Below are 24,176 nucleotides of genomic sequence, written 5' to 3' on the forward strand. Positions count from 1 at the left end.
GTACTGAACGACGCGCCGGCTTTCTTCCGGCGCGTTTTTTTTATCGGATGACACGCATGACGACTTCCCACATCGCCCACCTTGCCACGTACAACGAATGGATGAACCGCAAGCTGTACGCCGCGGCCGCCGCACTGCCGGCGGAGCGCGTCCACGAAGACCGGGGCGCGTTCTTCGGTTCGATCTTCGGCACCTTGAGCCACCTCGTGATCGCGGACGTCATCTGGCTCAAGCGCATCGCCGCCGGCGTGCCCGGCCTCGCGTCGCTGCGCTGCCTGGACGACGTGCCCCGGCCGGCCTCGCTGGACCAGCGCCTGTGCGCGGACTTGCCCGAACTGGACGCGCTGCGCGTGAAGCTGGACGCGGCCATCCTCGCCTTCAGCGCCGAGGTGACACCCGCCCAGCTGGACGGCCCCCTCGCGTGGACGTCGATGAAGGGCGTCGCCAGCACGAAGCGCCTGGGCGACGTCCTGCTGCACGTGTTCAACCACCAGACGCACCACCGGGGCCAGGCGACGACGTTGTTCTCGCAACTGGGCGTCGACGTGGGCCCGACGGACATCCTGTTGTTGCTGCCCGACGTGGCCTCATAAGCCATACCTTGGCTTACCGAACGATCGTGCGATTTGCTACACTGGCAGAGCAGCCCCGACATATAAACCAACAAGGAGACTCCATGCGACTCGTCACCACCGCCGCCCTCTTCGCGCTCGCCATCCTCGCCGTCCCGTTCGCCCAAGCCAGCGACGCCTCGCCCGTCGGCTTGTGGAAAGCCATCGACGACACAACCGGGAAACCGAGCGCCCTCATCCGCATCACCGAAGAGCGCGGCGAACTGCGGGGCAAGATCGAGCAGCTGTTCCGTGCGCCGGGCGAAGATCCGAACCCGAAATGCACGCTGTGCAGCGACGCACGCAAGGACCAGCCGATCCTTGGCATGACGATCGTGTCCGGCCTCAAGAAGGATGGCGACGAGTACAAGGACGGCGAGATCCTCGACCCGAACAACGGCAAGATCTACAAGAGCAAACTGAGCGTCCACGACGGCGGCAAGAAGGTCGAAGTGCGCGGCTATGTCGGCGTGCCGATGTTCGGCCGCTCGCAGGTCTGGCTGCGCCAGGAATAGCGATATTTGTAAATACGATGTTTGCGCGTCGTGCGCGCCATGACTGGATGCGTTATGCTAACGTGGTGAACAAGTTCATCCATCCAACATGGCGTCGCATGACCTTCCGACACGCTGACTCGAACCGCAAGGAGACATTCACATGATTTTCCTTCGGTTGCTTTCCTTCTTCATCGCGATCGCCATCCCGATGATCCCGCCTCTCGTCTTGTCGGACGTCAGCACCGCCGGCATGCCCGGCTGGCCCGTGCTCTACACCCTGTTCGGCATCTGCCTGCTTTCCGGCAGCTTCCTGTACATCGCCCTGCTGGCGCCGCGCATGCGCCGCTCCATCCCGCTGCGCATCCTGGGCGGCGTCTTGCTGATGCTGCCCGCGGCGCTGAGCCTGGTCGCCCTGTGGTCCAGCAGCGAAGAAGAAATGCTGTGGTGCGGCGGCCTGCTGCTCGCGGCGACCGTGCTGATGTTCATCAGCTTCGTCTTCCCCGCCACGCCTGAGCGCCGCCAGCGCCCCATGCGCGAGCGCGAGCGCCAGGAACCGGCGCTGCCCTGACGGCGCCCGCCGCCACGGCCGGTCACATCGTCACATTTTTCGCTACACGGGGGGCAGGTTATCCCACAAGTCGCCGGTCGGGCTGATGCGCGGCGCGGCGATGCCGAAATGGCGGTACGCGAGCGGCGTCGCGATGCGCCCGCGCGGCGTTCGCTGCAGATAGCCCTGCTGGATCAGGAAGGGTTCCAGCACGTCCTCGATGGTGTCCGCCGCTTCGCCGATGGCGGCGGCCAGGTTGCCGATGCCGACCGGCCCGCCGGCGAACTTGAACAGCACGGCTTCCAGCAGCTTCCTGTCCATCACGTCGAACCCGACCGTGTCCACGTCCAGCATGCGCAGCGCGCGATCGGCCATGTCCTTCGTGATGTCGCCGTTGCCCTTCACTTCCGCATAATCGCGCACGCGGCGGAGCAGGCGGTTGGCGATGCGGGGCGTCCCGCGCGCGCGCTGGGCCACTTCGCGCGCGCCCTCCTCGTTGATCGGCGCCTCCAGCAGCGCGGCGCTGCGCGCGACGATCTTCGTCAGCTCGTCGACGTTATAGAACTCCAGCCGCGCGACGATGCCAAAGCGGTCGCGCAGCGGATTCGTCAGCATCCCGGCGCGCGTCGTGGCGCCGACGAGGGTGAACGGCTGCAGGTCGAGCTTCACGGAGCGCGCGGCCGGGCCTTCGCCGATCATGATGTCGATCTGGTAGTCTTCCAGCGCCGGGTACAGGATCTCCTCGACGACCGGCGACAGGCGATGGATCTCGTCGATGAACAATACGTCGTTCGCCTCGAGGTTCGTCAGCAGCGCGGCGAGGTCGCCGGGACGTTCCAGCACGGGGCCGGACGTCTGGCGCAGATTGACGCCCATTTCGCGCGCGATGATGTGCGCGAGCGTCGTCTTGCCGAGGCCCGGCGGACCGAACAGCAGCGTATGGTCGAGCGCCTCGCGGCGCTTCCTGGCCGCGTGGATGAAGATTTCGAGCTGGTCGCGGATCTTTTCCTGGCCGACGTATTCGTCCAGATGCTTGGGGCGCAGCGCGCGCTCGATCGCTTCCTCGTTGGGCGAGGCGGGCGCGGCGTCGATGATGCGCTGCTCGGTGAAATTGTCGGTCTGGATGCTCATAACGTTATCTTAAATCGCGGCTGTTCATGGTGGGCTCTGGGAGCCCACCCTACGTGTCGATGCGTAGGGTGGGCACCCTGTGCCCACCATGACGTACCGTAACCGCACAATCATGCTTTGGAGAGCGCCTTCAACGCCAGCTTGATGCCGTCGGATACGCTGGTCCCGGCCGGCATGTTCTTGATCGCGATCAGGGCTTCCTTGTCAGAATACCCCAAAGCCAGCAGCGCATTGAGCACGTCTGCCTGCGCATCGTCGTGCGGCGTACCGGCCGCGACGCCGATGTCGGCGCCCAGCTTGCCCTTCAATTCCAGCAGCAGGCGCTCGGCCGTCTTCTTGCCGATGCCCGGCACCTTGATCAGGCGCCCCGCTTCCTGCAACGTCACGGCCTGGGCAAGGTCGTTCACCGTCATGCCGGACAGGATGGACAACGCCGTGCGCGCGCCGACGCCCGTGATCTTGATCAGCTGGCGGAACACGGCGCGCTCGTTCGCCGACCCGAAGCCGAACAGCAGATGCGCATCCTCGCGCACGACGTAGTGCGTGAACAAGGTGACGCGCTCGCCCGTGTGCGGCAGGTTGTAGAACGTGCTCATCGGCACGTCGACTTCATAACCGACACCCTGGCAATCGACGAGCACTTGGGGCGGGTTCTTTTCCAGCAGGACTCCGGAGAGACGACCGATCATGGTGACCTTTCAAATTAGACGAGGCGGCCGCGCTTCATGTGCAGCGTCGGCTTCTTCGGATTGGCCGGCGCGAGCGCGCCCATCAATGCCAACGCATCATGGCTGTTGGCATGGCAGATGGCAATGCCGAGCGCATCGGCCGCATCCGAGCCCGGCAGGCCTGGCAGCTTCAGGAGGCGCGCGACCATGTCCTGCACCTGCGCCTTGACGGCCTTGCCCGTGCCGACGACGGCCTGTTTGACTTGCGTGGGCGTGTATTCCGCCACGTCGAGGTCGGCGCCGACGAGTGCCGTGATCGCGGCGCCGCGCGCCTGGCCGAGCAGCAACGTGGATTGCGGGTTGACGTTGACGAAGACTTTTTCGATCGCAGCGCAGGCCGGCCGGTAGGTGGCGACGATTTCGCTGACGCCCGTCAGAATGACTTTCAGCCGCGGCGGCAACGCACCCTCGCTGCCCGTCTTGATGGTGCCGGACGCGATGTAGCGCAACCGGTTGCCTTGCTTTTCAATGACCCCGAACCCTGTCGTGCGCAGGCCCGGGTCGATGCCGAGAATAATCATTATCGAATGTTATACCGGCGCGGGTGTTTCAGGGGGAAAATACTGTGCAAAAACACAGGTCGATGGCAAAGTCACCACGTCGCTGACACGCATGGTGGGCACGGAGTGCCCACCCTACGATTGTTCACGGGCCGTAGGGTGGGCTCCCCGAGCCCACGCGAACGTCGACGAAACGCGAACGCGCGCCGATTAATGGCGGAAGTGACGCGTACCAGTATAGAGCATGACCACGCCGCGTTCATCCGCGGCATCAATCACTTCCTGGTCGCGCATCGAGCCACCCGGATGGATGACGCAGGTCGCGCCCGCGTCGACGACAACGTCGAGGCCGTCGCGGAACGGGAAAAACGCATCGGACGCCACGGCCGAGCCGACCAGCGACAGGCCGGCGTTCTGCGCCTTGATCGACGCGATGCGTGCGGAATCGATGCGGCTCATCTGGCCGGCGCCGACGCCCAGGGTCATGCCGCCGGCACAGAACACGATCGCGTTCGATTTCACGTACTTCGCGACGCGCCATGCGAACATCAGGTCTTGCAGCTGCTGCTGGGTCGGCTGCATCTTCGTCACGACGCGCAGGTCGCCGAGGCCGACGTCCTTCGCATCCGGCGATTGCACGAGCAGGCCGCCGCCGACGCGCTTGACGTCGTAGACGTTCTGACCGTCGCCGAGGGCGATTTCCAGCAGGCGCACGTTCTGCTTCGCGGACATGATCTGCAGGGCTTCCGCCGTGAACGCCGGCGCGATCAGCACTTCCACGAACAGCTTGGCGATGGCTTCCGCGGCCGGGCCGTCGACCGGCACGTTGAAGGCGATGATGCCGCCGAAGGCCGACGTCGGGTCCGTCTTCAGGGCGCGCTGGTAGGCATCCAGCGCGTCGGCGCCGATCGCCACGCCGCACGGGTTCGCGTGCTTGATGATCACGCAGCCGGCCGGCATGTTAAAACCTTTCATCGACTTGACGCATTCCCATGCGGCATCCGCGTCAGCGATATTGTTGTACGACAGTTCCTTGCCCTGCAGTTGGCGGTAGTTCGCCAGGCTGCCGGCGGCCGGCACGAGGTCGCGGTAGAACGCGGCCGTCTGGTGCGGGTTTTCGCCGTAGCGCATGTCCTGGACTTTTTCGAAGTGCAGGTTCAGCGTCTGCGGATAGGCGGCGCGGTTCGTGTGGTCCTTGTCCGGGCCGAGGCTCGTCAGGTAGTTCGTGATGGCGGCATCGTACTGCGCCGTGTGCGCGAAGACTTTCTTGGCCAGGCGGAATTTCGTGTCGTAACCAATGCTGCCGGCCGTCTCACCGGTGCCTTTCATCTCCGCCAGCACCAGGCCGTAGTCGGCCGGGTCGACGATGACGACGACGTCGCGGTGGTTCTTCGCCGCCGAGCGCAGCATGGTCGGGCCGCCGATGTCGATGTTCTCGATCGCGTCTTCCAGCGAGCATTGCTCCTTGGCCACGGTCGCCTGGAACGGATACAGGTTCACCACCACCATGTCGATCTCCGGGATGCCGTGCTCTTCCAGCTTGGCGACGTGCTCCGGAAAATCGCGGCGGGCCAGGATGCCGCCGTGCACTTTCGGATGCAGCGTCTTGACGCGGCCATCGAGCATTTCCGGGAAGCCCGTGTAGTCGGCGACTTCAGTGACCGGCACGCCATTGTCCTGCAGCAGTTTGGCGGTGCCGCCGGTGGACAGGATGTTCACGCCGAGGGCGGACAGCGCGCGCGCGAAATCGAGGACGCCGGTTTTATCGGAAACGGAGATGAGTGCTTGTTTGATCATGGGAGTGGCCTGTTGAAAAAAATCTGGACGGGCTCGCGCGCGCCGGACAAAGGGCCCGACGCACACCTGCACGCCCCGGCCCCTCCGCCGGTGGCTTACAGCAGCCCGTGCTCCTGCAACTTCTTGCGCAATGTATTTCGATTAATGCCCAGCATCTGGGCCGCATGCGACTGATTGCCTTCCGCCCGCGTCATCACCACTTGCAGGATCGGCTTTTCGACGGTCAGCAGCATCATGTCGTAGATGTTCGACGGTTTTTGCTCGCCCAGGTCGTTGAAATAGTCTTCGAGGCTTTTCTGAACGACTTCCTGGATACTTTCTTTGCTCATGGTTTACAGCTTCATCCTGGTTAAATGCTGCTTATGGCAGCGTTTGTCTCCGACGTTCTTGTTATTTTGACTATCTTTTAGGCGGCAATCGCGGTATCGGCATGCGCGGGCCGGTATTGTAACCGCTCGCCGTACCGATGTTGTGATTTAAAAAACTCATCGACCGCCGCCAATTGTTCGGCCGTCGATTCCAGTCGGTTCATGCGCTGGCGGAATTCCTCGCCTCCCGGCAAGTCTTCGACGTACCAGCCGATGTGCTTGCGCGCCGTGCGCACGCCCAGGTATTCGCCGTAGAACGCATAGTGGGCCGGCAGGTGTTCGTTCATCAGCGCGCGCACCTCGTCGACGAGCGGCGCCGGCAGGTACTCGCCCGTGCGCAGGTAGTAATCGATTTCGCGACAGATCCACGGACGGCCCTGGGCGGCGCGGCCGATCATCACGGCGTCGGCGCCCGTATAGTCCAGCACGAACTTCGCCTTGTCGGGCGTCGTGATGTCGCCGTTGGCCACGACGGGGATGTTCACGGCCGCCTTGACGGCCGCGATGGTGTCGTACTCCGCGTCGCCCTTGTAGCCGTCCGCGCGGGTGCGGCCGTGCAGGGTCAGCATGGCGATACCGGCGTCCTCGGCCATGCGGGCGATCGTCAGCGCGTTCTTGTTTTGGCGGTCCCAGCCGGTGCGGAATTTCAGGGTGACGGGCACGTCGACGGCGTTCACGACGGCATCCAGGATGCGCTGGACGAGGTCCTCGTGCTGCAGCAGGGCCGAGCCGCACCAGTTGTTGCACACCTTCTTGACGGGGCAGCCCATGTTGATGTCGATGATCTGGGCGCCCCGCTCGACGTTGAACTTTGCGCATTCGGCCAGGTCATGCGGGTCGGCGCCCGCGATCTGCACGGCTTTCGGCTCCATCTCGCCCGCGTGGTCGGTGCGCCGCGAACTCTTTTCGCTGGCCCACAGGCGCGGATTCGACGCCGCCATCTCCGACACCGCGTAGCCGGCGCCCAGCTTCTTGCACAGCTGGCGGAACGGACGGTCGGTCACCCCGGCCATCGGGGCGACGAAGACATTATTGCGCAGCGTATATGGACCAATTTGCACGGCAGAAAATCATGGGAAGCGTCGGGAACTCGCTATTTTACCCGAAGCGCTGCTCAATTTATCAGCAGATTTTTTTACTTAATTGTTGCGCACGCGCCAGAAAACGCTTGCCAATTCCACCAGCATGCCGTCAAGGCAGTTCGTCCAGCACGGCCGGACGCAAATGGTCGACCTCGCCCCAGCTGCGCAACGCGAGCGTCCGGGTGGCGGGATCGAAGCGGAAACGGTTGACGCTCGCGTTGTAGACCTTGAAGTCGCGCGGCGTTTCCAGCGGCAGCCCCAACGCCAGCCGGTACGCGCATTCGAGCACGCCGCCATGCGCGACGAGCGCGATCGTCTGGCCCGGGTGGGCCGCCGCCAGCGCAAGGATGGCGCCCGTGGCGCGGTCGAAGAAAGCGCGGAAGCTCTCACCCACGTTGCGGCCTGGCGGCAGCTGGGCGTCGACGTCGCGCGCCTGCCATGCGGCGAACTCGCGCGGGAAGCGCTGCTCGATCTCGCTGTACAGCAAGCCCTCGAAGCCGCCATAGCCGCGCTCGCGCAGCGCCGGCTCGATCGCCAGCGCCAGGCCGCGCCGGTCGGCCACAGCCTGCGCGGTCTGGCGCGCCCGTTTCAGATCGCTCGCGACGAGCACGTCGATGGGTTCCGCCGCCAGCGCACCGGCCAGCAGCGCGGCCTGGCGTTCGCCCTCGTCGTTCAGCGGAATGTCCAGGTGGCCTTGCAGGCGGCGTTCGGCGTTCCACGCCGTCTCGCCGTGGCGGATCAAAAGGATGTCGGTGGGGGCTGCGTTCGTTGTCGTCATGCGGATGCGCCGCCCCGGCGTACGGAGCGGTCGGTATAAGATAAACCGGTCAGGATGGCTGACCGATCAGATTGCCCGCCACGTCGGGATTGAGCGTGTACACGCCGAAGATCTTCGCCTCGTCCAGGATGTGCCCCGTGATGGCCAGGCGCGCTTCCTTGCCGGTGAAGCGGCCTTCCAGCGGCAGCCGGGGAATGTCGAGGGCGTACAGCGTGAAGATGTAAGTATGCACGCGCTCGTCGTTCCACGGTGGGCACGGGCCGTCGTAGCCATAGTATTCGCCGGCCATGTCGGGATCGTTCGCGAACCAGCCCGTGTAGTCGTTGATGCCGTGGCGCAACTGGTGCTCGGTACCGTTCTTGATCGTGAACGGCACGAGCGGACCGTTCTTGCCGCCCGGCGTGACCATATCGGAAAACTTGCCCTCGGCGAAAGACTTCAGGCAGACGGGGATGTCGACGAGCGTCCAGTGATAGAAATCCGTGCGCGGCAGCGCGTCGGGCACTGTCCGCCCTTCCTGGTTGACGTCGCTGCCGTCGGACGGGACGTCGAGGTCGTGCATGAACAGCACGAGCGACTGCGTGCCGGCCGGCACGTCGTCCCATGCGATGTGCGGGCTGCGGTTGCTCGACAGCTTGATGTGGCTGCCGGGATCCATCTCGGCGAACGCGCACCTGGGCGGAATCATGTCGCCCTCGATAAAGGAATCGCTCCAGATCTTCATGTCGTCTCTCCCTGCCATCCACTACCCGTAAGACTGCCGCTGCGGCGCACGGTTTCGCGTTTCACGCTGCAATACGGGGTGGATCAATACGAAGCCAGAATGTGACCGGTCCGTCGTTGGTCAGCGCCACCTGCATGTCGGCGCCGAAACGACCCGTTTCGACGATACCGTGACGTTCGCGCGCCTGGCGCACGACATGGTCGAACAGCCGGCGCCCGTCGTCGGGCGCGGCGGCCGGCGAGAACGACGGCCGGGTGCCGGACCGCGTGTCGGCCGCCAAGGTGAACTGCGGTACGAGCAGCAGGCCGCCCGCCACGTCCGTCACGCTGCGGTTCATCTTGCCGGCGTCGTCGGAAAACACGCGGTAGGTCAAGAGCTTCGCGAGCAGCGCGTCGGCTTCCCGTTCCGTGTCGCCCTTTTCCGCACACACGAGCACCATCAACCCGCGGCCGATGCAACCGACGACTTCGCCGTCGACCGTCACGCTGGCCTCGCTGACCCGCTGCAGCAGGCCAATCATGCGGAAAGCGTGATGCGGGCGAACTTGCGCTTGCCCACTTGCAACACGAACGTGCCGGCCTGGATCTGCAGCGCCTTGTCGGACACGACGATACCGTCGATGCGCACGCCGCCCTGGTCGACCATGCGCATGGCTTCCGAGCTGGATGCGCACAGGCCGGCCTGGCGCAGCAGTTGCGGCAGGCCCAGCGGCGCGCCGGACACGGCCACTTCCGGCACGTCGTCCGGGATGCCGCCCTTGGAACGGTTGACGAAATCGGCCAGCGCATCCTCGGCCGCCTGCTGCGAGTGGAAGCGGGCGACGATTTCCTGGGCCAGCGCAACCTTCGCGTCGCGCGGGTTGCGGCCGCCTTCCACCTCCGCCTTCAACGCGGCCAGGTCCTGGATCGAGCGGAACGACAGCAGCTCGTAATACTTCCACATCATGACGTCCGAGATGCTCATCAGCTTGCCGAACATCGTGTTCGCCGGTTCCGTGATGCCGATGTAGTTGTTCTTGGACTTCGACATCTTCTCGACGCCGTCCAGGCCTTCCAGCAGCGGCATCGTCAGGATGCACTGCGGCTCTTGCCCGTAGTCCTTTTGCAGTTCGCGGCCGACCAGCAGGTTGAATTTCTGGTCCGTTCCACCCAGCTCAAGGTCTGCTTTCAAAGCGACGGAATCGTAGCCCTGCATCAAAGGATAAAGGAACTCATGCACCGAGATCGGGGTCCCACTCTTGTAGCGCTTGGTGAAGTCGTCGCGCTCCATCATGCGGGCCACCGTGTAGCGCGAGGCCAGCTGGATCATGCCGCGGGCGCCCAGCGCGTCGCACCACTCGGAGTTGTAGCGGATTTCCGTGCGTGCCGGGTCGAGCACGAGCGACGCCTGCTTGAAGTAAGTCGTCGCGTTCGCTTCGATCTGTTCGCGGGTCAGCGGCGGACGGGTGGCGTTGCGGCCCGACGGGTCGCCGATCATCGACGTGAAGTCGCCGATGAGGAAGATCACCTGGTGGCCCAGGTCCTGCAGCTGGCGCAGCTTGTTCAGGACGACGGTGTGCCCCAGGTGCAGGTCGGGCGCCGTCGGGTCCAGGCCCAGCTTGATGCGCAGCGGCGTGCCGCTCTGTTCGGAACGCGCCAGTTTCTGGGCAAATTCGCTTTCGATCAGCAGCTCGTCCACACCGCGTTTCGTGATGGCGAGGGCTTCCTGGACGGCGTCGCTCAGAGGGAGGAGTGCCGGGCCGGCTGCTGGTGTTGCTGTTTTTGCATTACCAGAAATTTCTGGAGAAGTCATAAAAATTTTGTAGGAAAAGGACTAAAGCGGTTGTAAGACCCGGTATTTTGATATAATTCGCGATCCCGTCAATCTTGCCGCACGAAAAGTTTCAACGACAACACTAATAAAAACCACAAATAGTCTTGGGCTGTTCAAGCGGTAAATTTTAACTGATTGCATGAACCCATTACAGAAAATCACCGGCAAGCGCTGGTTTGGCCTGGCTGAAACGAGCCGCAAAACCCGCATCGTCGCCGGCGGTACCGCAGCCCTGGCACTGTGCGCATTCGGCGCCACCGCCGTCGCGCCGATCGCGCCGGACGCCAGCGACATGCCGGTCAAGTCCGTTGCTCAAGACCTGCAACTGCCGAACCTGGCAGACCAGATCGCGGCCCTCCAGCAAGACCAGCAGCAATTCATCCACGAAGAACGCATCCGCCCTGGCGACTCGCTGGGCGCCGTGTTCAACCGCCTGGGCATCGCAGACCAGCAGGCGCAAGCCTTCGTCCGCAACGACAAGGTCGCCCGCTCCATCCTCTCGCTCAAGACGGGCAAGCGCATCCAGGCCGAGACGGACGAGAACGGCCAGCTGCTGAGCCTGCACGCGACGATCGCCGACAAGGACGAGTTCAAGACCATCACCGTCACCCGCAAGGGCGATAAATTCGTGTCGAACGCGGCCCCGGCCAAGCTCGAGCGCCGTGTCGAGATGCACTCGCGCAACATCACGAGCTCGCTGTACGCAGCCACCGACGACACCAGCGACGGCGGCCAGATCCCCGATTCCATCGTCAACCAGATCGTCGAGATGTTCTCGACGAGCATCGACTTCCGCGGCGACCTGAAGCGCGGCGACCGTTTCAACGTCGTCTACGAAACCTATTGGCTGGACGGCGAGATGGTACGCACGGGCCGCATCCTGGCCGGCGAATTCGTCAACCGCGGCGTGGCTTACCAGTCCGTCTGGTACGAAGACCCCATCAGCCACCAGGGCGGCTACTACAGCCTGGACGGCAAGGCGCTGAAGAAGGCGTTCCTGAAGTCGCCGGTGGCGTTCAACCGCATCTCGTCGGGCTTCTCGATGCGCGTGCACCCCGTGTTCGGCGTCTGGAAGAAGCATGAAGGCGTCGACTTCGCGGCACCGCTGGGCACCCCGATCAAGGCGTCGGGCGATGGCGTCGTCGACTTCGTCGGCACGCAGAACGGCTACGGCAACGTCGTCGTGCTCAAGCACTGGTCCAACTACAGCACCGCGTACGGCCACATGAGCCGCTTCGCCGGCGGCCTGCGCCGCGGCCAGAAAGTGGCGCAAGGCGACGTGATCGGCTACGTCGGCGCGACGGGCTGGGCAACGGGCCCGCACCTGCACTACGAATTCCGCATCGGCGGCCACGCCACCGACCCGATGGCGCTGAAGAACCTGCAGCAGCAGCCGCTGACGCCGGGCGAGATGAACCGCTTCAAGATGGCGGCCGCCGAGATGTCGCACCGCTTCTCGCTGCTGTCGCCGGCAGGCAACGCGATGGCCGCACGCTGATCCGTCAGCTTCGGTAGATGAACGCCTTGCACGGCATGCCGGCAAGGCGTTTTGCTTTTTAGGACTGGAACCGACATGGCATCGACTCTTTACATTGGCTTGATGTCCGGCACGAGCCTGGACGGCGTCGACGGCGTGCTGGCCGATTTTTCCGGACGCGGCATGCGCACCCTGGACGCCGCGTTCACGCCGTTCCCCGCCGAGTTGCGCGCCGAGCTGATGGCCCTGCAGGCCGCCAGCGCCAACGAACTGGAACGCGAGGCGCTGGCCGCGAACGCGCTGGCGCGCTGCTACGCCGAGTGCGTGCAGGCGCTGGCCGCGAACGCGCCGGGCCCCTTGCGTGCCATCGCCGTGCACGGGCAGACGATCCGCCACCGCCCCGAACTGGGCTTTACGCGCCAGACCAACAACCCCGCCCTGCTGGCCGAGCTCACCGGCATTGACGTCATTGCGGACTTCCGCAGCCGCGACGTCGCCGCCGGCGGCCAGGGCGCCCCGCTCGTGCCCGCGTTCCATGAGGCGCGCTTCGGCAAGCGGGGGCAGGTGCGCGTCGTCGTCAACATCGGCGGCATCGGCAACATCAGCGTGCTGCACGGCGACGGCCGCGTGACGGGCTACGACACGGGCCCCGGCAACGTGCTGATGGACTTGTGGATCGCGCGCCACAACGGCTTGCCGTACGACCAGGACGGCGCCTGGGCCGCGACGGGCACGGTCGACCCGGCGCTGCTCGACCTGCTGCTGGACGAGGCCTATTTCCGCCAGCCGCCGCCCAAGAGCACGGGCCGCGACCTGTTCCACGCGGACTGGCTGGCCAGGAAGCTGGCGCAGCGGCCCGGCGTGTCCCCGGCCGACGTGCAGGCGACGTTGACGCGGCTGACGGCCGTGTCGATCGCGCGCGCGATCCAGGCGGAAGCGAGCCCGCAGGCGGTCTACGTATGCGGCGGCGGTGCGTACAATGGCGTGCTGCTGCGCGACCTCGCCGATGCCCTGGGCGGACGGACGCCGGTCGCATCGACGGACACGCTGGGCGTCGCGCCGAATCGTGTGGAAGCCCTCGCGTTCGCGTGGCTGGGCTACCGCTTCCTGCGGCGCCAGCCGGGCAACCTGCCCGCGGTGACCGGCGCCGCCGGAACGCGCATCCTCGGCGCGCTTTATCCGGCTTGATCCGCCCCGCCTGAACCGTCAGGCGGCGCCTGCCTGGGCGTGGCCCGCCACCAGCATGTCGATCAGCGCGCGCGACGCGGCCGACAGGCTCCGGTGCGCCGGGTAAACCAGGGAAAACGTGCGCGTACGCCCGCCCAGGCCGGGCAACACCTCGGCCAGGCGGCCGGCGGCCAGGCTCTCCTCGACGAACAGGCGCGGGCACAGCGCGATGCCCATTCCCTGCTCCGCCAGCCACACGACGCCCATGACATCGGTCGCCACGGTGACGGCCGCCGGGGGCATCCAGTCGATGTCGCGCCCGTCATCGCGCAAATGCCAGGGAATCACGCGGCCCGTACTGGGACGGATGAACGCGATGCAGCGCTGGCGCGCCAGGTCGGCCAGGCCGCCCAGCGGTCCCGCCGCCTCAAGGTAATCCGGCGCGGCGACGAGGCACAGCGGCGATACCTCGAGCGGACGCGCCACCATGCTGCTGCTCGGGATCGGGCCGGACCGGATGGCGAGGTCGAACCCTTCCGCGACCAAATCGACGTTGCGGTTGCTGATGTCCACCTCGAGCTCGACCAGCGGAAAGGTGCGCGCATAGGCGGCCAGCAGCGGCGGCAGGCGTTGCTGGCCGTAGCTCGTGGGCACGCTCATGCGCACTTTGCCGCTCAATTGCACCGTCGTGCTGCGGATCGTGCGCTCCGCCTGCTCGATCTGGGCGAACGCGGCGCGCACCTCGTCGGCGTAGCGGCGGCCGGCGTCGGTGAGGCTCAGGCTGCGCGTACTGCGCCGTAGCAGTTGAGCACCCAGGCGGTGTTCGAGCCGCGAGATGGCGCGGCTCAGCACGGAAGCCGTCGTCGACAGCACCACGGCCGCCGCGCTGAACGACCCATGTTCGATCACGCTGAGCAATACCTCGACATCCGACAAGTGATCGAATTTGCGTGCCATCTTCACCTTTCACGAACAAATGATTTGCTGAGCACCTAGTTTATTGCACGGTGAGGAGCAAATACAATGCAGGGATTCATCATTCATAAGGTACCCCGTGGAATTACTCAATAAACTGCAATGGCGCTACGCCACCAAGGCAATGGATCCGACCCGCCCGGTCGCACAGGACAAGGTCGACCGCATCATCGAAGCCGCCCGCCTCGCGCCGACGTCGTCCGGCCTGCAGCCGTACGAGATCCTGGTCGTGAAAAATCCTGCGCTGCGCGCGCAAATCCGCGAAGTGGCGTGGAACCAGGCGCAGGTCACGGATGCGTCGCACCTGCTGGTATTCGCCGCCTGGGACGACTACACGCCCGAACGCATCAATCACATGTTCGACCTGACCAATGAAGTGCGCGGCTTTCGCAACGAAGGGTGGGAAGCCTACCGCCAGCAACTGCTGTCGACCTATCCGGGCCGCGGCGCGCAGGTGAACTTCGAGCATGCCGCCCGCCAGGCTTACATCGGCTTCGGCGCGGCCGTGATCGCGGCGGCGTTCGAGCAAGTCGACGCGACGCCGATGGAAGGCTTCGACCCGGCCGCCGTCGACGCCATCCTGAACCTGCGCGAACAGCACCTGCGCAGCGTCGTCATGCTGCCGCTGGGCTACCGCCAGGCCGATCAGGACTGGCTCGTCAACCTGCCGAAGGTGCGGCGCCCGCTCGAGCAGTTCGTCACCGAAGTGAACTGACCGCGGCAAGCGCGGTTGGCGGCAAAACCACGCGCGCCTTCTCAGCGGCGCGCTACACTTGTACCATTGCGTCATCCACTACGCTTAAGAAAGATGCCGCAATGACCTTCACGACCTTTACCCGCGCCGTCGCCCTCGCGCTGGCAGCCGCCGCCTGCACCCTGCCCGCCCACGCCGACAGCGTCGCGTCGTCCGCATCCAGCGCCGGCTCGGCCTCGTCGGCCAGCATCTCCGATTCGATCGGGGGCTCCAGCAACAGCTCGAGCGGCGACCGCCGCCGCGTGACGACGGGCCCGTACCGCGTGATCGACATCGCCCAGGCGCCGGCCAAGGCGGACACCACGCGCGTCACCCTGCGCGCCGTCGCGGGCGATGCCGCCACCGAGTTCTGGGTCGACGTCCCCGACCGCGCGCTGGCCGACCGCCGTATCGCCAAGGATGAAGTCGTGCAGGTGAACGAGCGGGTGTACGGCTACGAATTCGCGTACGGCGACACGAAGAAGGCGTTCTTCCTCGCGCTGCAGGACGACTGGTACCGCGAGCTTGCGTCGCGCAAGGTCACGATCTGATGCTGTTCCGCCGGCTCTTCGGGGCCGCGTTGCTGTCCTGCCTGAGCCCGGGCGCGTGGGCCGGCATCCCGACGTTCTGCGAGCGCCCGCACCAGGTCACGGCCGCCGAGCAGGACCGCGTGCTGCGCTTCGCGGCCGCCGTCAAGGATGAACTGGCACGCTCCGGCGGCAAGGTCGCGCTCGTGGCGCGCGCCGGGCTCGATCTCTCCCGCTTCGACCTGCTGTACTCGCACGCCGGCATCGCCCTGAAGGACAATCCCGGCGGGCCATGGGCCGTGCGCCAGCTGTACTACGCCTGCGACGAAGCGCGTCCGCGCCTGTTCGACCAGGGCATGTCCGGCTTCGTGCTGGGCGCCGACACGCCGGGGAGCGGCCACGTGACGCTGCTGTTCCCGTCGACCGAACAAGGCGCGCAGCTCGAACGGGCCGCGCTCGACAAGCCGCTTGCCCTCGCGCTGCTGGGCGACCAGTACAGCGCGAACGCGTACGCTTTCGGCACGCGCTACCAGAACTGCAACCAGTGGGTGGCGGAGCTGATCGCGTTCGCGTGGGGACACCTCGACCCGGCCGATCCCGCCCGCGCCCGCGCGCAGGCGTGGCTGCGCGCGCAAGGCTATGCGGCCACGCCCGTCCGCATCCCGTCGCATTGGATGGTGTTCGCCGGCCAGTTCGTGCCCCTCGTGCACGTGAACGACCATCCGCTCGACGACGTGTACGCGCTGGCGCTGCACATCAGCGTGCCGACGACGATCGAGGACTTCGTGCACAAGGCCTCCCCGCAGACGCGCCGCGTGGAGCTGTGCCACGACGAACACCGCATCGTCGTGCACCGCGGCTGGGAACCGCTGGGCGCGCAGTGCGAGCCGCTGCCGGGCGACGACGTAATCGCGCTGGCGCCCTGACGGCGGGTCGCGCCGACGCCGCCAGATTAGGCACCTTCGTAGGGTGGGCGGCCCCCCGCCCACGCGGACGCTTGCCATTCGCTGCCGTCCGCGTGGGCACGGGGCGCCCACCCTACGCAATGACGACACATCAGCCAGATCACGCACCTTCGTAGGGCGAGCGGACGTTTGCGAGCCGCCGGCATCCGCTCACTCCTTGTGGACGGCGCTCCACGTCATGTCGGGCAAGGTCACCTCCACGGACACGGGCAGATCGTCCGCCGCCTGACCGAACAGCACGCGATACGTGCCGGCGCGCACGTGCCAGCTGTCGTCCGCGACCTCGTAGGTGGCCAGCAGGCGCGGATCGACGGCCTGCGTGAACGCGTGTGAACCTCCCGGCTGCAGGTCGAGCTTGTGGAACGCGACGAGGCGCTTCGGTGCTTCCCAGCCGGACGCCTTCACGTCGGCTGGCGCCACGTACACCTGCACGACGCCCTTGCCGGCCAGCTTGCCCGTATTGCGCAGCGCGGCACTGACGGTGAGCCGGCCGTCGGCCACGCTCGCCTTCGGCTCGGCGACGGCGAAGCGCGTGTAACTGAGGCCGTGGCCGAACGCGAATAACGGTTTAACCCCTTTCGCGTCGTACCACTTGTAGCCGATCGCGGCGCCTTCGTCGTACGTGATGTGGACGGGGATGCCGTCCGGCTTGCCGAAGCCGGGAATCTCCGCGTGCGCCAGCTGCGCGTTCGATGCGGGGAAGCTGATCGGCAGGTGGCCGGACGGATTCACTTTACCCGTCAGGATGCGCGCGATCGCCTCGCCGCCGCGCATGCCGGGATAGAACGCTTCCAGCACCGCGGGCACGTGCGCGAGCCACGGCATCAGGATCGCACCGCCCGATTCCACGACAACGACCGTCTTCGGGTTCGCGCGCGCGACGGCCGCGACGAGCGCATCCTGGTTGCCGTCCAGTTCCAGCTTGCCGTCGAAGCCCTCGCCGAGCCACTGCGTCACGAACACGACGGCCACGTCGGACTGCTTCGCCAGCGCGATGGCCGCGTCGATGTCCGCGCCGCTCGCATACGCTATCTTCGCCTTCGGCAGCTCCGTCTTCAGCGCGGCGAGCGGCGACGACGGCATGTAGACGACAGGCCCCGGCCACGACTTCGGCGCGAGGTCGGGTACGGCATTGCCGCCGACGGGTGTCACGCCGGACGAGCCGCCGCCCGCCAGCACGCCCTTGTCCGCGTGGCCGCCGATGACGGCGAGCGACTTCGCGTTCGCCAGCGGCAGCAGGTTGTTCTCGTTCTTCAGCAGCACCAGGGATTCCTCGGCGGCGCGCTGCGCCACGGCGGCGTGGGCGGCGAAGTCTATTTTGCCCACCTTGGGCGGATCATCGAACGCACCTGTCTGGAACAGCGGCCACAGGATGCGCTGCGCCATGTCGTCCAGGCGGTGCATGGAGACTTCACCCTTGTTCATCGCCTCCTTGAAATTCTTGGCCGAGTAGAACGGGCCGTGGTGGTTGCAGCACGGATAGCCCGTGAACTGGTCGAGGCCGAAGTTCGCGGCGTCCGCCGTCGAGTGCACGGCGCCCCAGTCGGCCATCACATAGCCCTTGAATTTCCAGTCCTGCTTCAGCGTCTTGTTCAGCAGGTATTCGTTCTCGCACGCCCAGCGGCCATTCACGAGGTTGTACGAGCACATGACGGAACCCGGCTTCGCGAGTTCGTCGAGGATCTCGAACGCGAGCAGGTCCGACTGGCGCATCGCTTCGGGCGAGATGGTGACGTCGACCGTCGTGCGCTGGCTTTCCTGGTCGTTGACGGCGAAGTGCTTCATCGTCGACACCATGTGGCGCGACTGGATGCCGTTCACGAGGCCTGCCGCCATGCGCCCTGCCAGCAGCGGATCCTCGCCCACGTATTCGAAGTTGCGGCCGTTGCGCGGCTCGCGTGCCAGGTTCGCGCCGCCGGCCAGGAAGGTGTTGAAGCCGGATGCGCGCGCCTCGTCGGCAATCATGCGGCCGCCCGCTTCCGACACGGCCGGATCGAAGCTGGCCGCCGTCGCCAGCGACGATGGCAGCGCCGTGCGCTCCATGCCCGTCACGCGCACGCCGATCGATGCGTCGGTCTGCCATTGCGCCGGGATGCCGAGGCGCGGAATGCCCGGCACATAGCCGGCCGAGCCCTCGATGTGGTGTGCCGCGATATCGGCCTTGAGCGCCGGCGGGATGATGTCGTCCGGCTGCTTCGCCACGTCTTTCTTGTCCGTGTAGCTGACGATCAGCTGCAGTTTTTCGTCGAGCGTCATCGCGGCGACGGCGGCGCGGGCGCGCTCGTCGGCGGACTTCGATTTGTCGAGCCAGGCGCGCTCCTGCGCGTGCGCGCCCATCGCGGCGCAGGCCAGCAGGACCGCGAGTGCAGTCTGCTTTCGTGCTTGCTTCGTCATGCTTGTCTCCTCGTTATGTCGGGTCCGGCGATGGCGTAGGCCGACCCGGAAATGATAGCGATAACATTATCAGGCCTGTGACGTGATCCCTTTTGTCCCTTGCCTGTATTTATGTCTCGTTGCTACCACATCCGCGCTTGGCGGACATGCCTGCAGCGCCTCAGTGTACTACGCGAAATTGCTTGTTAGCCATTGTTAGCGAAGGCAAAAAAAAGCCGCCCCGGCATGCCGGGGCGGCTTTTCACATTCGGTACGCGCGTGGCTTACATCGAGAACGAGGAACCGCAGCCGCAGGTCGACTGGGCATTCGGGTTCTTGATGACGAACTGGGCGCCTTCGAGGTCGTCCTTGTAGTCGATCTCGGCGCCGACCAGGTACTGGTAGCTCATCGAGTCGATCAGCAGCATGACGCCGTTCTTTTCCATCGTCGTGTCGTCTTCGTTCACGATCTCGTCGAAGGTGAAGCCGTACTGGAAGCCCGAGCAACCGCCGCCCTGCACGAACACGCGCAGTTTCAGGTCAGGATTGCCTTCTTCCTCGATCAGCTGGGCAACTTTCTGAGCAGCGCTGTCGGTGAAGTTGATGGGCGCGGGGATCGTGTCTTGTGCGTTTTGCACTTCGGCGACTGCATTCATGGATAAACTCCTGATTGGATTCGGATTTCGTCCATTATAGACCGTTGGCGCCAGTCATGCTGAAGCCCCTTCGGCCGCCACGCCAAGGTGAAACACGGGTTCGGGGGCGCTCATGGCCAGGTCCGGCTCGTGCGTCAGCTTGCCGGTGACGAGGGCGCCGCCGTGCATTTCCAGCAGGCGGTAATGGACATCCCCATGTATGCGGCCTTTCGGCTGCAATTCAAGGAGGTCGGACGAATAAACGGTCCCCGCGATGTAGCCATTGACGACCAGGTTGGCGCAGCGCACCTCGCCCTCGATGCGCGCGTGCTCGGAGACGATCAGCACGCTGTCGTTGCCGTCCGCGGCGACCACGTTGCCGTGGACCTCGCCGTCGATGCGCAGCCCGCCGGTGAACACGAGATCCCCCTCGATGCGTGCGGAAATGCCGATCAGGCTATCGATTTCGCTTTTTGCGTTACGACCGAACATGATTGTCCCCTGTGCTAGGCGTTGGTTCTGTCCAACGGTCAATGTACCGTCGCCAACACAGGTCGCCTTGATCTGTGTCTTGTGACCAAGCCTTGCCAGAAGACGCGGCCCCGCCGGGCCGCGACGCATTACGGCAGCAGCGCGATCTGCTTCAGGCCCATGCTTTCCGGCAGGCCGAACATGAGGTTCATGCACTGCACGGCCTGGCCGGACGCGCCCTTCACGAGGTTGTCCTGCACGACGAGGATGACGACCGTGTTGCCGTTGTCCGGACGGTGCAGCGCGATGCGCAGCATGTTCGAGCCGCGCGTCGACCGGGTTTCCGGATGCGAGCCGAACGGCATCACGTCGACGAATTCCGCGTCCTTGTACTGCTCTTCGAACAGCGCCTGCAGCGCTTCGTTCGTGATGTCCTGCGTCAGGCGTGCGTACAACGTGGAATGCATGCCGCGGATCATCGGCACGAGGTGCGGCGTGAAGATGAGGCCGACCTTCTGGTCCGTGTAGCGCTGCAGCTGGGCCGACGTTTCCGGCGTGTGACGGTGGCCGTGCACGCCATAGGCCTTGAAGTTGTCGCTGGATTCCGAGAACAGCGTACCGATCTCGGCCTTGCGGCCCGCGCCGGACACGCCCGACTTGGCGTCCGCGATCAGGTTGCCGGCGTCAATGATGCCCGCTTTCAGCAGCGGATAGAAGCCCAGCTGCATCGTGGTCGGATAGCAGCCCGGGTTGGCGATCAGGCGCGCCTTTTTGATGTCGTCGCGGTTCAGCTCGGGCAGGCCATACACGGCCTCTTCCAGCAGGTCGGGCGCGCTGTGCGGGATCTTGTACCACTTCTCGAACGTGGCCTGGTCTTTCAGGCGGAAATCGGCCGCCAGGTCGATCACCTTCACACCTGCGGCGATCAGCTCGGGCGCCTGGGCCATGGCGACGCCGTGCGGGGTCGCGAAGAACACGACGTCGCACTGCTTCAGGTCGGCCTTGTCCGGGCTCGAGAACGCGATGTCGACGTGACCGCGCAGCGAGGGAAACATGTCGGCGACGGGCAGGCCGTCTTCCTTGCGCGACGTGATCGCGGTCAGCTGTGCCTCGGGATGGGCTGCGAGCAGGCGCAGCAATTCCACGCCCGTGTAACCGGTGCCGCCAACGATGCCAACTTTGATCATGTCTGTTTCCCCTTGATAAATAGATACGTTCCGTACGAGCCCGCAATTTTAGCAGGGTGCCACGGCGTCTGCTGCATGGCCGCATGGACGCGGCGGACGGCCGTCATCAGGCCGTCATAACCGTTACTTACCATCCGCATGGCTTTTTGCCACTGTTGCACGTTTGCAATCACAACCTCTGGAAAATCCATGCCTACGACGTTACGCCTGAAGCTGATCGCGCTCGCTGCCCTCGAACTGACCGCATGCGCCGCCCGTGCCGCCGAACCCGCCCTCCCCGACCCTGCCCCGGAAGGCGCGCCCGCACCGATGCAGATCGTCGAGGTGACGGGACGGGGCCAGACGCGCCAGGTGCAAAACATCACCCGCGCCGACCTGGCCGAGGCCGTGCCCGGCACGAGCCCGCTGAAAGTGCTCGACAAGCTGCCCGGCGTCAGCTTCCAGTCGGCCGATCCGTTCGGTGCCTACGAATGGTCGACGCGCATCTCGATCCGCGGCTTCAGCCAGGGCCAGCTGGGCTTCACCCTGGACGGCATCCCGCTCGGCGACATGAGCTACGGCAACAACAATGGCCTCCACATCAGCCGCGCGATCTCGGCGGAAAACCTCGGGCGCATCGAAGTGTCGCAGGGCGCGGGCGCGCTGGGCACGGCATCGACGAGCAACCTCGGCGGCACGGTCCAGTTCTTCACCCTCGACCCGACCGAGACGCGGGGCGCCACATTCACCCAGACGTTCGGAAGCGAGTCGACATCGCGCACGTTCGTACGCGTGGACAGCGGCCGCTTCGACGGCGGCACCAAGTTCTACCTGAGCGGCACGCGCCAGCGCGCGGACAAGTGGAAGGGGCAAGGCGACCAGAACCAGGACCAGTTCAACAGCAAGTTCGTGCACGACTTCGGCGACAACACGCTGTCCGGCTTCCTGAATTATTCGAAGCGCGTGGAGATCGATTACCAGGATCTGTCGCTGGACATGATCCGCCGCCTCGGCATGGACTGGGACAATTACGCGCCCGACTGGCAGCGCGCCGTGAACGCGGCCAAGGGCCAGTTCAGCGGCGGCGTCAACAACATGGACGACGCGTATTACCAGGCCAGCGGCCTGCGCCGCGACTGGCTGGGCGGCGTCGCGCTCGACGTCGCGCTCACCTCGTCCGCGCGCCTGAAGACCACCGTCTACCATCACGAGAACGAAGGCCAGGGCCACTGGTACACGCCGTACACGCCGACGTCGGCCACGATGCCCATCTCGATCCGCACGACGGAATACAAGATCAACCGCGACGGCGTGCTGGCCGACTGGCGCTGGGAAGGCAGTGGCCATACGGTGGCGGCCGGCTTCTGGGCCGAGCGCAACCTGCACACGCTGACGCGCAATTTCTATGCGGTCGACGGCCCGGCGGACACGAACCGCTTCCTCGACAATCCGATGACGACGGGCTTCAAGCAGGACTTCACGACGACCACGACGCAGTTCTACGTGCAGGACACGATCGCGCTGCGGGACCGCCTGACCTTGTCCGCCGGCTTCAAGAGCCCGAAAGTGCACATCGACGCCGTCGACCGCGTGGGCGCGCGCGCGCAAGGCGACATCACGGCCGAGAAATCGTTCCTGCCGCAGGTCGGCCTGAACTACAAGGCGTCCGATGGCCTGGAAGCGTTTGCCTCGATCTCGCGCAATATGCGGGCGTATCAACCGGGCGTGTCGGGCCCGTTCTCGCAGACCCAGCAGGCATTCGATCTCGGCACGCCGAACCTGAAACCGGAGACGTCGACGACGGCCGACGTCGGCCTGCGCTTCCGCCAGGACGCGCTGCAAGGCTCTGTGGCCGTGTATCACGCCGACTTCAAGGACCGCCTGATGAGCGTGGCCACCTGCGCCGGCATCGTCGGCTGCCCCAGCACGTTCGTGAACGTGGGCAAGGTCGAGACGAAGGGTGTGGAAGCGATCGCCGTCTGGAAATTCGCGCGCGAGCTGGCATGGTTCAACTCGTTCACGTACAACGATTCGCGTTACAAATCGAACTACACGGACAACGGCCAACTCGTGCAGATCTACGGAAAACGCGTGACAGACACGCCGCGCACGATGTTCGCGACGGAACTCGGGTACGAAGGCGGTGCGTGGTTCGCGCGGCTGGGCGCCAAGTACACGGACAAGCGTTACTACACGTACACGAACGACGCGGGTGTGCCGTCGTTCTGGCTGGCGAACCTGTCGGCAGGTTGGCGCATGAAGTCGTTCGGCATGCTGAAGGAGCTGACCTTGCAAGCCAACGTGAGCAATCTGTTCGACAAAAAATACCTGAGCACGATCGGCTCGAACGGCTTCGCCGCGAGCGATCCGAACGGCACCTTCGCCACCCTGCTGGCGGGCGCGCCGCGCCAGGTCTTCGTCACCTTGACCGGCAAGCTGTGACGATTCGCAATTCGGGGTCAGAGCACGACTTCGGGGTCGGAGCACATTTTTGAGAAATTGCTCCCGCGCGAACCGATACACGGCTCCTGAAGGCTAACGTTGTACTCGCGCGCGGCGCAAGCAACGGTGTTTCGCGGTCGGAAAAGAACGGTGCTCTGACCCCGAATTTAGAGCAAAAGTGCTCTGACCCCGAATTCGGGCAACAAAAAAACCGCCGGCTTCGCAGCGGGCGGTTTTTTGTCTTGGCAGCAGCGCGCAAGGCGCTGCAGATCCAAATTAACGCTTCGAGAATTGCTTTGCGCGACGTGCTTTGCGCAGACCAACTTTCTTACGCTCGACTTCACGGGCGTCACGGGTGACGAAACCGGCACGTGCCAGGTCGCCCTTCAGGCCTGCGTCGTAGTCGATCAGTGCGCGGGTGATGCCGTGGCGCACTGCACCTGCCTGGCCGGACTCGCCGCCGCCATGCACGTTGACCTTGATGTCGAAACGCTCGACGTTGCCGGTCAGTTCCAGCGGTTGACGGATGACCATCAGGCCGGTTTCGCGCGAGAAGTATTCGGCGGCCGGTTTGCCGTTCACGATGATCTGGCCGGTGCCAGCTTTGATGAACACACGGGCCACTGCACTCTTGCGACGGCCGGTGCCGTAGTTGTAGTTACCGATCATG

General features: G+C 65.2%; 26 protein-coding genes. 9 read left to right on the top strand and 17 right to left on the bottom strand.

Going from position 1 to position 24,176, the window contains the following annotated elements; all coding sequences use genetic code 11:
* The first annotated feature begins 56 nt into the window (after positions 1-56).
* The 3 genes from HAV22_RS23505 to HAV22_RS23515 all read left to right on the top strand — a co-directional run bounded on the left by HAV22_RS23505 (position 57) and on the right by HAV22_RS23515 (position 1,676).
* The gene (locus HAV22_RS23505; protein WP_208296345.1) at positions 57-593 is read left to right on the top strand and encodes a DinB family protein; all 537 of its coding nucleotides are present in this window, start codon (positions 57-59) and stop codon (positions 591-593) included.
* 83 nt (positions 594-676) lie between these two features.
* The gene (locus tag HAV22_RS23510; RefSeq protein WP_166862372.1) at positions 677-1,126 is read left to right on the top strand and encodes a DUF2147 domain-containing protein; all 450 of its coding nucleotides are present in this window, start codon (positions 677-679) and stop codon (positions 1,124-1,126) included.
* 142 nt (positions 1,127-1,268) lie between these two features.
* Positions 1,269-1,676: a hypothetical protein gene (locus tag HAV22_RS23515; protein ID WP_166862374.1), complete on the top strand. Its 408-nt coding sequence runs from the start codon at positions 1,269-1,271 to the stop codon at positions 1,674-1,676.
* A gap of 42 nt (positions 1,677-1,718) precedes the next feature.
* Here the strand turns inward: HAV22_RS23515 and ruvB are convergent, their stop codons facing one another.
* The 10 genes from ruvB to tyrS form a co-directional block, all read right to left on the bottom strand.
* Complete coding sequence (ruvB, locus tag HAV22_RS23520) at positions 1,719-2,786, bottom strand: Holliday junction branch migration DNA helicase RuvB (protein ID WP_166862376.1); 1,068 nt, start codon at positions 2,784-2,786, stop codon at positions 1,719-1,721.
* Positions 2,787-2,896: 110 nt separating this feature from the next.
* Positions 2,897-3,475 carry a Holliday junction branch migration protein RuvA gene (gene ruvA / locus HAV22_RS23525; protein ID WP_166862377.1) on the bottom strand — a complete coding sequence of 193 codons (579 nt, stop codon included), beginning with the start codon at positions 3,473-3,475 and terminating at the stop codon, positions 2,897-2,899.
* Between the two features lie 14 nt (positions 3,476-3,489).
* The gene (ruvC, locus tag HAV22_RS23530; RefSeq protein WP_166862379.1) at positions 3,490-4,035 is read right to left on the bottom strand and encodes a crossover junction endodeoxyribonuclease RuvC; all 546 of its coding nucleotides are present in this window, start codon (positions 4,033-4,035) and stop codon (positions 3,490-3,492) included.
* Positions 4,036-4,224: 189 nt separating this feature from the next.
* Positions 4,225-5,811, bottom strand: a complete 1,587-nt coding sequence (purH, locus tag HAV22_RS23535) for a bifunctional phosphoribosylaminoimidazolecarboxamide formyltransferase/IMP cyclohydrolase (RefSeq protein ID WP_166862381.1) — start codon at positions 5,809-5,811, stop codon at positions 4,225-4,227.
* 95 nt (positions 5,812-5,906) lie between these two features.
* The gene (locus tag HAV22_RS23540) at positions 5,907-6,140 is read right to left on the bottom strand and encodes a helix-turn-helix domain-containing protein (protein WP_056447956.1); all 234 of its coding nucleotides are present in this window, start codon (positions 6,138-6,140) and stop codon (positions 5,907-5,909) included.
* Between the two features lie 77 nt (positions 6,141-6,217).
* Positions 6,218-7,240: a tRNA dihydrouridine synthase DusB gene (gene dusB / locus HAV22_RS23545; RefSeq protein WP_166862383.1), complete on the bottom strand. Its 1,023-nt coding sequence runs from the start codon at positions 7,238-7,240 to the stop codon at positions 6,218-6,220.
* A 130-nt stretch (positions 7,241-7,370) separates the two neighbouring features.
* Positions 7,371-8,039 carry a histidine phosphatase family protein gene (locus tag HAV22_RS23550; protein WP_166862385.1) on the bottom strand — a complete coding sequence of 223 codons (669 nt, stop codon included), beginning with the start codon at positions 8,037-8,039 and terminating at the stop codon, positions 7,371-7,373.
* Between the two features lie 49 nt (positions 8,040-8,088).
* Positions 8,089-8,763, bottom strand: coding sequence for a YbhB/YbcL family Raf kinase inhibitor-like protein (locus HAV22_RS23555; RefSeq protein ID WP_166862387.1), 675 nt, complete (start codon positions 8,761-8,763; stop codon positions 8,089-8,091).
* Between the two features lie 61 nt (positions 8,764-8,824).
* A complete protein-coding gene (dtd, locus tag HAV22_RS23560; RefSeq protein ID WP_166862389.1) occupies positions 8,825-9,283 on the bottom strand; it encodes a D-aminoacyl-tRNA deacylase in 459 nt (152 codons plus the stop codon).
* Entirely contained in the window at positions 9,280-10,554 is a 1,275-nt protein-coding gene (gene tyrS, locus HAV22_RS23565) for a tyrosine--tRNA ligase (RefSeq protein WP_166862392.1), read from the bottom strand. Before tyrS ends, dtd begins: the two co-directional genes overlap by 4 nt.
* A gap of 160 nt (positions 10,555-10,714) precedes the next feature.
* On the opposite strand from tyrS, the gene HAV22_RS23570 reads away from it, so the two are divergent.
* Both HAV22_RS23570 and HAV22_RS23575 read left to right on the top strand, forming a co-directional pair.
* Positions 10,715-12,073 (top strand): peptidoglycan DD-metalloendopeptidase family protein, encoded by a 1,359-nt coding sequence (locus tag HAV22_RS23570; RefSeq protein ID WP_166862394.1) that lies wholly within the window; start codon positions 10,715-10,717, stop codon positions 12,071-12,073.
* Positions 12,074-12,148: 75 nt separating this feature from the next.
* Positions 12,149-13,240 carry an anhydro-N-acetylmuramic acid kinase gene (locus HAV22_RS23575; protein WP_166862396.1) on the top strand — a complete coding sequence of 364 codons (1,092 nt, stop codon included), beginning with the start codon at positions 12,149-12,151 and terminating at the stop codon, positions 13,238-13,240.
* An 18-nt stretch (positions 13,241-13,258) separates the two neighbouring features.
* Here the strand turns inward: HAV22_RS23575 and HAV22_RS23580 are convergent, their stop codons facing one another.
* Positions 13,259-14,176, bottom strand: a complete 918-nt coding sequence (locus HAV22_RS23580; protein WP_166862398.1) for a LysR family transcriptional regulator — start codon at positions 14,174-14,176, stop codon at positions 13,259-13,261.
* A gap of 97 nt (positions 14,177-14,273) precedes the next feature.
* On the opposite strand from HAV22_RS23580, the gene HAV22_RS23585 reads away from it, so the two are divergent.
* From HAV22_RS23585 to HAV22_RS23595, 3 genes are all read left to right on the top strand, one after another.
* On the top strand, positions 14,274-14,909 hold the full coding sequence (locus HAV22_RS23585; RefSeq protein ID WP_166862400.1) for an NAD(P)H-dependent oxidoreductase: 636 nt from the start codon (positions 14,274-14,276) through the stop codon (positions 14,907-14,909).
* Between the two features lie 101 nt (positions 14,910-15,010).
* Entirely contained in the window at positions 15,011-15,478 is a 468-nt protein-coding gene (locus tag HAV22_RS23590) for a hypothetical protein (protein WP_166862402.1), read from the top strand.
* Positions 15,478-16,380, top strand: coding sequence for a DUF2145 domain-containing protein (locus tag HAV22_RS23595; RefSeq protein ID WP_166862404.1), 903 nt, complete (start codon positions 15,478-15,480; stop codon positions 16,378-16,380). The genes HAV22_RS23590 and HAV22_RS23595 overlap by 1 nt, the downstream gene beginning before the upstream one ends.
* Before the next feature lie 189 nt (positions 16,381-16,569).
* Here the strand turns inward: HAV22_RS23595 and HAV22_RS23600 are convergent, their stop codons facing one another.
* The 5 genes from HAV22_RS23600 to HAV22_RS23620 all read right to left on the bottom strand — a co-directional run bounded on the left by HAV22_RS23600 (position 16,570) and on the right by HAV22_RS23620 (position 21,276).
* Positions 16,570-18,813, bottom strand: coding sequence for a beta-glucosidase (locus HAV22_RS23600; RefSeq protein WP_208296346.1), 2,244 nt, complete (start codon positions 18,811-18,813; stop codon positions 16,570-16,572).
* A gap of 263 nt (positions 18,814-19,076) precedes the next feature.
* Positions 19,077-19,448, bottom strand: coding sequence for an iron-sulfur cluster insertion protein ErpA (gene erpA, locus HAV22_RS23605; RefSeq protein WP_166862406.1), 372 nt, complete (start codon positions 19,446-19,448; stop codon positions 19,077-19,079).
* A gap of 54 nt (positions 19,449-19,502) precedes the next feature.
* Entirely contained in the window at positions 19,503-19,919 is a 417-nt protein-coding gene (locus tag HAV22_RS23610; RefSeq protein WP_166862408.1) for a bactofilin family protein, read from the bottom strand.
* 128 nt (positions 19,920-20,047) lie between these two features.
* Complete coding sequence (gene argC / locus HAV22_RS23615) at positions 20,048-21,085, bottom strand: N-acetyl-gamma-glutamyl-phosphate reductase (RefSeq protein WP_166862410.1); 1,038 nt, start codon at positions 21,083-21,085, stop codon at positions 20,048-20,050.
* Positions 21,082-21,276, bottom strand: a complete 195-nt coding sequence (locus HAV22_RS23620; protein WP_166862412.1) for a hypothetical protein — start codon at positions 21,274-21,276, stop codon at positions 21,082-21,084. The genes argC and HAV22_RS23620 overlap by 4 nt, the downstream gene beginning before the upstream one ends.
* Between HAV22_RS23620 and HAV22_RS23625 the strand changes: the two genes are divergently transcribed.
* The gene (locus HAV22_RS23625; RefSeq protein WP_166862414.1) at positions 21,275-23,506 is read left to right on the top strand and encodes a TonB-dependent receptor; all 2,232 of its coding nucleotides are present in this window, start codon (positions 21,275-21,277) and stop codon (positions 23,504-23,506) included. The two genes, HAV22_RS23620 and HAV22_RS23625, sit on opposite strands and share 2 nt — an antisense overlap.
* Before the next feature lie 276 nt (positions 23,507-23,782).
* On the opposite strand, the gene rpsI is transcribed toward HAV22_RS23625, so the two are convergent.
* On the bottom strand, positions 23,783-24,175 hold the full coding sequence (gene rpsI, locus HAV22_RS23630; protein ID WP_028102305.1) for a 30S ribosomal protein S9: 393 nt from the start codon (positions 24,173-24,175) through the stop codon (positions 23,783-23,785).
* Between the last annotated feature and the right edge of the window lies 1 nt (position 24,176).

It is taken from the genome of Telluria antibiotica, from assembly GCF_011682055.1.
GTDB classification, from domain to species: domain Bacteria; phylum Pseudomonadota; class Gammaproteobacteria; order Burkholderiales; family Burkholderiaceae_D; genus Telluria; species Telluria antibiotica.